This is a genomic window from Neochlamydia sp. EPS4 (assembly GCF_000813665.1).
Lineage (GTDB): Bacteria > Chlamydiota > Chlamydiia > Chlamydiales > Parachlamydiaceae > Neochlamydia.
The window spans coordinates 44,532-50,774 of record NZ_JSDQ01000050.1; the positions used below are offsets into that span (position 1 = coordinate 44,532).

Here is a 6,243-nt window from a genome sequence, read left to right on the forward strand (position 1 = left end):
TAAGTGCTAAATGCTTAGGGGGGCTTGAAATTTTTTTTTCCTTATAACTTATCGATTGTCAAATTATTTCTGATAAAAAATTACTCTTTGTAAATAAATGAATTCTCTTAATATTATTGAAATTTTTCGTAGCATTCAAGGGGAAACAAGCTTAGCCGGGCTACCCACAACTTTCATACGCCTGGCGGCCTGTAATCTTCGCTGCTCATGGTGTGATACCACCTATTCATTTGGACGAGGGGTCTCTTATACCTTAGAAAATATTTTTTCAAAGGTAGCTTCTTTTGGCTGTCAATATGTGTGTGTGACGGGAGGGGAGCCCCTTTTGCAGGCTAACGTCATCCCTTTAATGGAGCAATTATGCCAGGCAGGATATATTGTCAGTCTAGAAACTGGCGGTTCTTTGTCTACCCAAAAGGTGAATGCAAACGTACGCATTATTTTAGATATTAAATGTCCGGGAAGCCAGATGAGCAATAAAAACCTTTGGGATAACCTTAACCATTTGCGCTTTCATGATCAGATAAAATTTGTGATCAGCAATCGGGAAGATTACGATTATGCTAAGATGGTCTGCAGTCAATATCAATTATTTAAGAAAGTCAGTGAGATATTGTTTTCGCCTGTATTTGAGGTGTTGCCTTCCCAGACCTTAGTCAATTGGATATTAGAAGATCAGCTAGCAGTACGCTTAAATTTGCAAATTCATAAATTTATATGGCCTTCCCATACCAGGGGCGTTTAGATATGAAAAGAGCTATCGTTTTATTGAGTGGGGGATTAGACTCAACAGTTATATTAGCTCTTGCTCTAGCTCAAGGGAGAGAATGCTATGCTCTGAGTTTCGACTATGGTCAAAGGCATCGTATAGAACTTACGCACGCCAGCAAAATTGCTACATACTACCAGGTTAAACATTGTATTGTCCAAATTGACTCCAATGTATTTAAATCCTCCTCTTTAGTGTCAGATCTAGCGGTACCAAAAAATCGATCAAAAGAAGATATAGGCTCAGGGAAAACCCCCAATACCTATGTGCCAGCGCGTAACACTCTCTTTCTAGCTTATGCTATGGGGCAAGCTGAAATATTAGATGCCCAGGAAATTTATTTAGGTGCTAATGCGTTAGATGCTCCCTCCTATCCCGACTGTACACTTAGCTACATTCAAGCTTTTCAGCGGGTTTTAAATGTGGGCACTAAGCAAGCTGCTGAAGGAAACGCGCCTCAGCTTTTAACACCTTTAATCCATTGGGATAAAGCCGAAATTATCCGTCACGGCATCGCTTTAAACGTGCCTATGCATATGACTTTTAGCTGTTACGATCCGACGCCGCAACAAAAGCCTTGTGGGCAGTGCGACGCATGCATCTTAAGGGCCTATGGATTTACAGTAGCAAAGGGATAAATTCTTTCTTAAGTAATGCCCTATTATTACGTTCATAAAGGTTTATCTATCATTGACATAAGGAAGGAGGAGGAGCAGATTTATTGCAGAAAAATCTCAACAACAGGTCGTCTGAAAGGATTTTATAAAAAATCTGATTAACTCCTAAAAAACCTCGCAACTCAGGTTAACAATATGATTTTGAGCTAATCCTTATGCAGCCAGTTACTTTATAAAAGCCCTCTCGTTGAGTAGAGAGTCATCTTTCAGAGGGTTGGGTAGACAGGTTAAGTTTTTTTTAAGCGTATAATAAGAAATATAAAATTTGGATCAACATTGTTACCACTCCGCTAGGCCTGTCTATACCTGTACCCATGGTGTGCAGGTTATAGTTTGCCTGGAATGTTTGACGGATTCTCATACGCCTTTAAGCTGCCCCTTATGCGCCCCCATACTTTATAAAACTATCTCCAGAAGTCGATCGGTAGCTTGAGAGGAGTGGGTATGCAAACCTACCTTTATAAGCGTATTATACGCTTTTGAACAGCTCTTTATGCAATCATATGCTTAATAAAAAACCTGCATTTAAGGAGCAACTAGCTTTTAAAGGGTTCATTCCATTGTTAGGGTATACAGGCGAAGTTTCTTCAAACGGTATTACTTAAAATTTTGCTACAAATTTAGCCTGTTCAGTTTATTCATAGCTATCTAGCAAGCTTGGTATAGCACCAGATAGACGGCTTAAAGCAATAAATCGGGAATATAAATTTATTTCTTACTTTTATTTTGAACCATTTTTAAAGCTTCCTCAAATTTTTCTTCCTCTATTTTTGAATATTTTTTGGGGTTTTCTGAAGATTTATATTTGTAGTTAACTGATCCATCGATTTCAGAAATTACACCATAATCAGGTTCATAAATTTTATTTCCCTCTTTTGTCTTCAAAAAAAGCCTAATTTCAACGTTATTAGAGGTAAAGGGATAATTTTCCAAATAGGGTCTAATTTTTTCATTCTTATTTACTGTTTGAATCATTTCCTCTACACACCCTACGATAATTGCACGTCCTTCTTCTTGGGTTAGAGGGCCCGTTTTTTCAAAACTTAAGGCTAGCATGGTTACAACCCCGTCAGGCATGCCTATGCCTGTACCAATGGTACGCATGGTATATTTTTTTTGAAGCTTTTTAGAGACATTATTTAAAATGTCACCCACGAATTTCGCCTGTTCAGGCTCTTCATAGCTATCCAATAAGCTCAATACGCAACCAGATAATATGAACATTAAAATGATACAAATGGAAACTTGAATTTTATTCATAATTTGTCATCCTTATCTTTTATTTTTAAGGAAAGTACTAATATGGTCATCTATTGCTTCTTCATACGTAGGACTTTGGAAAGAATGGTCATGAAAAGCGGCCCCGGGGCAAGAATTTAAGGTTACTGTGTCGCGTTTACTCCGTATTAAGCCTCCCACATCAATATAAGGGATAGGATCGCGCCAAGCTTCTGCCCGATAGTGATAAGCTTCTTTACAGGAGTCAGCATACATATAAGCTGCTGGAGCAATGGCTAACACAGTAATTTGCTCGTGTAGCTTTTCATCATAACTTAAAAGAGCATTTCTGACATTTATAGCCCCTTGGCTATGGCAAATTTGAAAATACTCTCCGCGTGGATATTCGTCAAAGAATTTATTACATGTTTCATCATTAACGCGTACTGGAGGCGTAGCTCTATAACATAGACCTAAACCTGATTCAACACAATCGCTAATCAATTAGAGGGCTGAGTAGGCAGGCTTTTTTAAAGCGTATAATAAGAAATATAAAATTTGGATCAACATTGTTACCGTTCCGCCAGGCATGTTCATACCTATACCCCCTGGTACGCACATTAGAGTTTACCTAGAAAGTTTGGAAAAGTCTCATACACCTCTAAGCTGCCCCTCATGCACCTCCCTACTTTATAAAATCATCCCCTGAAGTCGATTGGTAGCTTTGAAAGGATTGGGTATGCAAGCCTACCTTTATAAGCGTATTACTTAAAATTTCGCCTACCAGTTTAGCCTGTTCAGCTTCTTTATAGCTATCTAGCAAGCTTAGTACAGCACCACATCAGGTGGCTTAAAGCGATATAAATGCGAATATAAATTTATTTCTTACTTTCATTTTGAACCATTTCCAAAGCTTCCTCAAACTTTTCTTCCTCTATTTTCAAGTACCTTTTGGGGTTTTCTGAAGCTGTAAACATATAATCTATTTGGGCATTTGTAGAAGAAAGAGCCCCGAAATGGGGGTAAAAAATATTGTAGCCTAATGGATCCTTTAAAAAAATTGCAATTTCAATATCACTTGGGGTAAAGGGATAATTTTTTAAATGGGGTCTAATCCTTTCATGAGTATTGATAATTTGAAGCATTTCTTGTACGCAATCTACAATGATTCTACGCCCTTCTTCTCGGCTTAAGGGACCCGTTTTTTCAAAACTTAATGCTAACATAGTCACCACTCCGTCAGGCATGCCTATCCCTGTACCAATGGTACGCATGCTATATTTTTTTTGAAGCTTTTTAGAGACGTTATTTAAAATGTCGCCTACAAATTTCGCTTGTTCTGGTTCTTCATAGCTATTCAATAAGCTTAACGCACAACTAGATAAAACTGCTATTAAAGTAATAAAAATGAGGATAGAGATTTTATTCATATTTTTTGCTATCACCTTTTATTTTTAAGGAAAGTACTAATATGGTCATCTATCACTTCTTCATACGTAGGGCTTTGGAAAGAGTGGTCATGAAAAGCGGCCCCGGGGCAAGAATTTAAGGTCACTGTATCACGCTTACTCCGTATTAAGCCTCCCACATCAATATAAGGGATAGGATCGCGCCAAGCTTGTGCTCGATAATGATAAGCTTTTCTACAGGAGTCAGCATATATATAAGCTGCTGGAGCAATGGCTAACACAGTAATTTGCTTGCGTAGCTTTTCATCATAACTTAAAAGAGCATTTCTGACATTTATGGCCCCTTGGCTATGGCAAATTTGAAAATACTCTCCGCGTGGATATTCGTCAAAGAATCTATTCCATGTTTCATGATTAACGCGTACTGGAGTCGTAGCTATATAACATAAACCTAAGCCTGATTCAACACAATCGTTAAGCAAATTATGCGTAGCATTATGGATGACATCTATTGAATATTCCCACCCTAATTCTCTAAGGTGGATGGCATTATTAATAGCCTCTAGTTGGGTTGTCATAATGCCATTATGAACACCCAGACGAAAATTTTCTGATTTACTCCCTAGCAATACGGCTAATGAGGAGCTTTCGCTACGAACAAAACTTCTTTCAAATCTATCTGTAAAGCTAACTCTAGGCAGGCTTCTTGTGTTTTCACCTTTTCCTCTAATCGGTGTTTTTTCTATTCTATAAGAGGCGCGCTCTTTGCCATACATGATCACACTTTCACGGTGTTTCTCTCCACGGCTAGGACTGGAACCTCTTAATCCATACAGGTCTCTATCATTTAAAGGATTGTTTAAAAGATAGGCATATAGATTAGGGCCCGCCTCAAAGCTTAAAGGATCGGCAGTTACCCAGCGTGTGGTGGCGGGGTTGTAATAGCGGCGTCCAAAGTAAACAAACTGAGTTTCAGCGTCTACGCGTTTAGAAGAAAAACGCCAAGGGTTGATCGATTGCTTGATAAGCTTATTATTTTTGCCATAGATAGACTCTTGCCCGTAAGCGGTATATCGATAAGTTTCTTCTATGGTATGGGTCTTGGCGTTAATCAGTAGTCGGATATTGCCTAACGTGTCATGGATAGGTATGTAAGCCTTACCTTGGAGTTCTAGCAAAACCGAAGCGTCTATTTCAGCTCCTTTACCTCTACCTAATATACGCAATTGCTGAATGTTACCTTTAGAGTCACAAGCGCCGATTTCGTTGAGTCCGTGGTACAGGTAACGAATTTCTTTCTCAGGTATCCACTTCTTTTCAACTTTAGAGCGGGAATAGAAGGTGCTGCTTAAACGGCGGTTAAGCTCATCATAGGCATAGGTGACCTGATGAGTAGAAGTATGAATGGCAATCAAGCGATCTAATGCATCGTAAGACAAGTTTAAAGAGCCTTTACGGATAAGGTTTCCATTTAGGTCATAAGCATGTGGGTCTAAGCCATCATGAAGGAGCTGATTGAGAGCATTAACGGTATGGGGACGTTTATTTTTTTCCACCATATTATTGAGGGAGTCGTAGCGATAAATATGATCTACGAGGCCTTTTTCGGATTGGAGCTGATATAAAGCATCGTATGTATAGGTACTGTTTACTTTGCCTACTGGGTCGAGGGTTGTCCTTTTTAAAAGATTGCCCACTTGATCAAAACCGTTCTCAGGAATATCTTCTTTTAAAGACTTAGACGAAATGCTAATCAGACGAGAATAGGCATCGTAAGCGTATTGAATTGTGCCTGCTTCAGCCATCAATTTAGCCTCTTCTAATGCCCCCGAAAGATTGTAATGCTGATAAGTGTGTCGATAAGGGCCTCGACTAATTTGATGAAGGTAAAGTGATTTGTAAGAGTATTGAATAGAAGAATGGTCTGGAAGTATAATTTCCTGAATCCTATCTAAATTATCGTAACTATATTTTTGAGTTAACCCATGAGATAAAGTTTCTTGGACCAAACGTTTATTTTTATCGAAAATACGCGTGGTAGACTTTCCTGTATGCTTATCCTCCACACCTACAACATTAGAGTTAGCATCATAAGTATAATGGTAATGCAAAGAGTTATCGTTAGAGGAAAAAGAGGTGAGGCGACCTAGCCAGTCATAGGCGTAGTGAA

6 protein-coding genes are annotated in these 6,243 nt (G+C 38.7%); 2 read left to right on the forward strand and 4 right to left on the reverse strand.

Annotation, left to right across the window (positions count from 1 at the left end):
• The first annotated feature begins 97 nt into the window (after positions 1-97).
• Together DB42_RS05230 and queC are read left to right on the forward strand one after the other, a co-directional pair.
• Positions 98-745, forward strand: a complete 648-nt coding sequence (locus DB42_RS05230) for a radical SAM protein (RefSeq protein ID WP_044882036.1) — start codon at positions 98-100, stop codon at positions 743-745.
• A gap of 2 nt (positions 746-747) precedes the next feature.
• Positions 748-1,407 (forward strand): 7-cyano-7-deazaguanine synthase QueC, encoded by a 660-nt coding sequence (queC, locus tag DB42_RS05235; RefSeq protein WP_044882037.1) that lies wholly within the window; start codon positions 748-750, stop codon positions 1,405-1,407.
• Between the two features lie 747 nt (positions 1,408-2,154).
• On the opposite strand, the gene DB42_RS05240 is transcribed toward queC, so the two are convergent.
• The 4 genes from DB42_RS05240 to DB42_RS05255 all read right to left on the reverse strand — a co-directional run.
• Positions 2,155-2,706 carry a hypothetical protein gene (locus DB42_RS05240; RefSeq protein WP_044882038.1) on the reverse strand — a complete coding sequence of 184 codons (552 nt, stop codon included), beginning with the start codon at positions 2,704-2,706 and terminating at the stop codon, positions 2,155-2,157.
• A gap of 12 nt (positions 2,707-2,718) precedes the next feature.
• Entirely contained in the window at positions 2,719-3,168 is a 450-nt protein-coding gene (locus DB42_RS05245) for a hypothetical protein (protein WP_044882039.1), read from the reverse strand.
• A 374-nt stretch (positions 3,169-3,542) separates the two neighbouring features.
• A complete protein-coding gene (locus DB42_RS05250; protein ID WP_044882040.1) occupies positions 3,543-4,094 on the reverse strand; it encodes a hypothetical protein in 552 nt (183 codons plus the stop codon).
• 11 nt (positions 4,095-4,105) lie between these two features.
• A partial coding sequence (locus DB42_RS05255) for an RHS repeat domain-containing protein (protein WP_044882041.1) occupies positions 4,106-6,243 on the reverse strand: 2,138 nt, incomplete at its 5' end.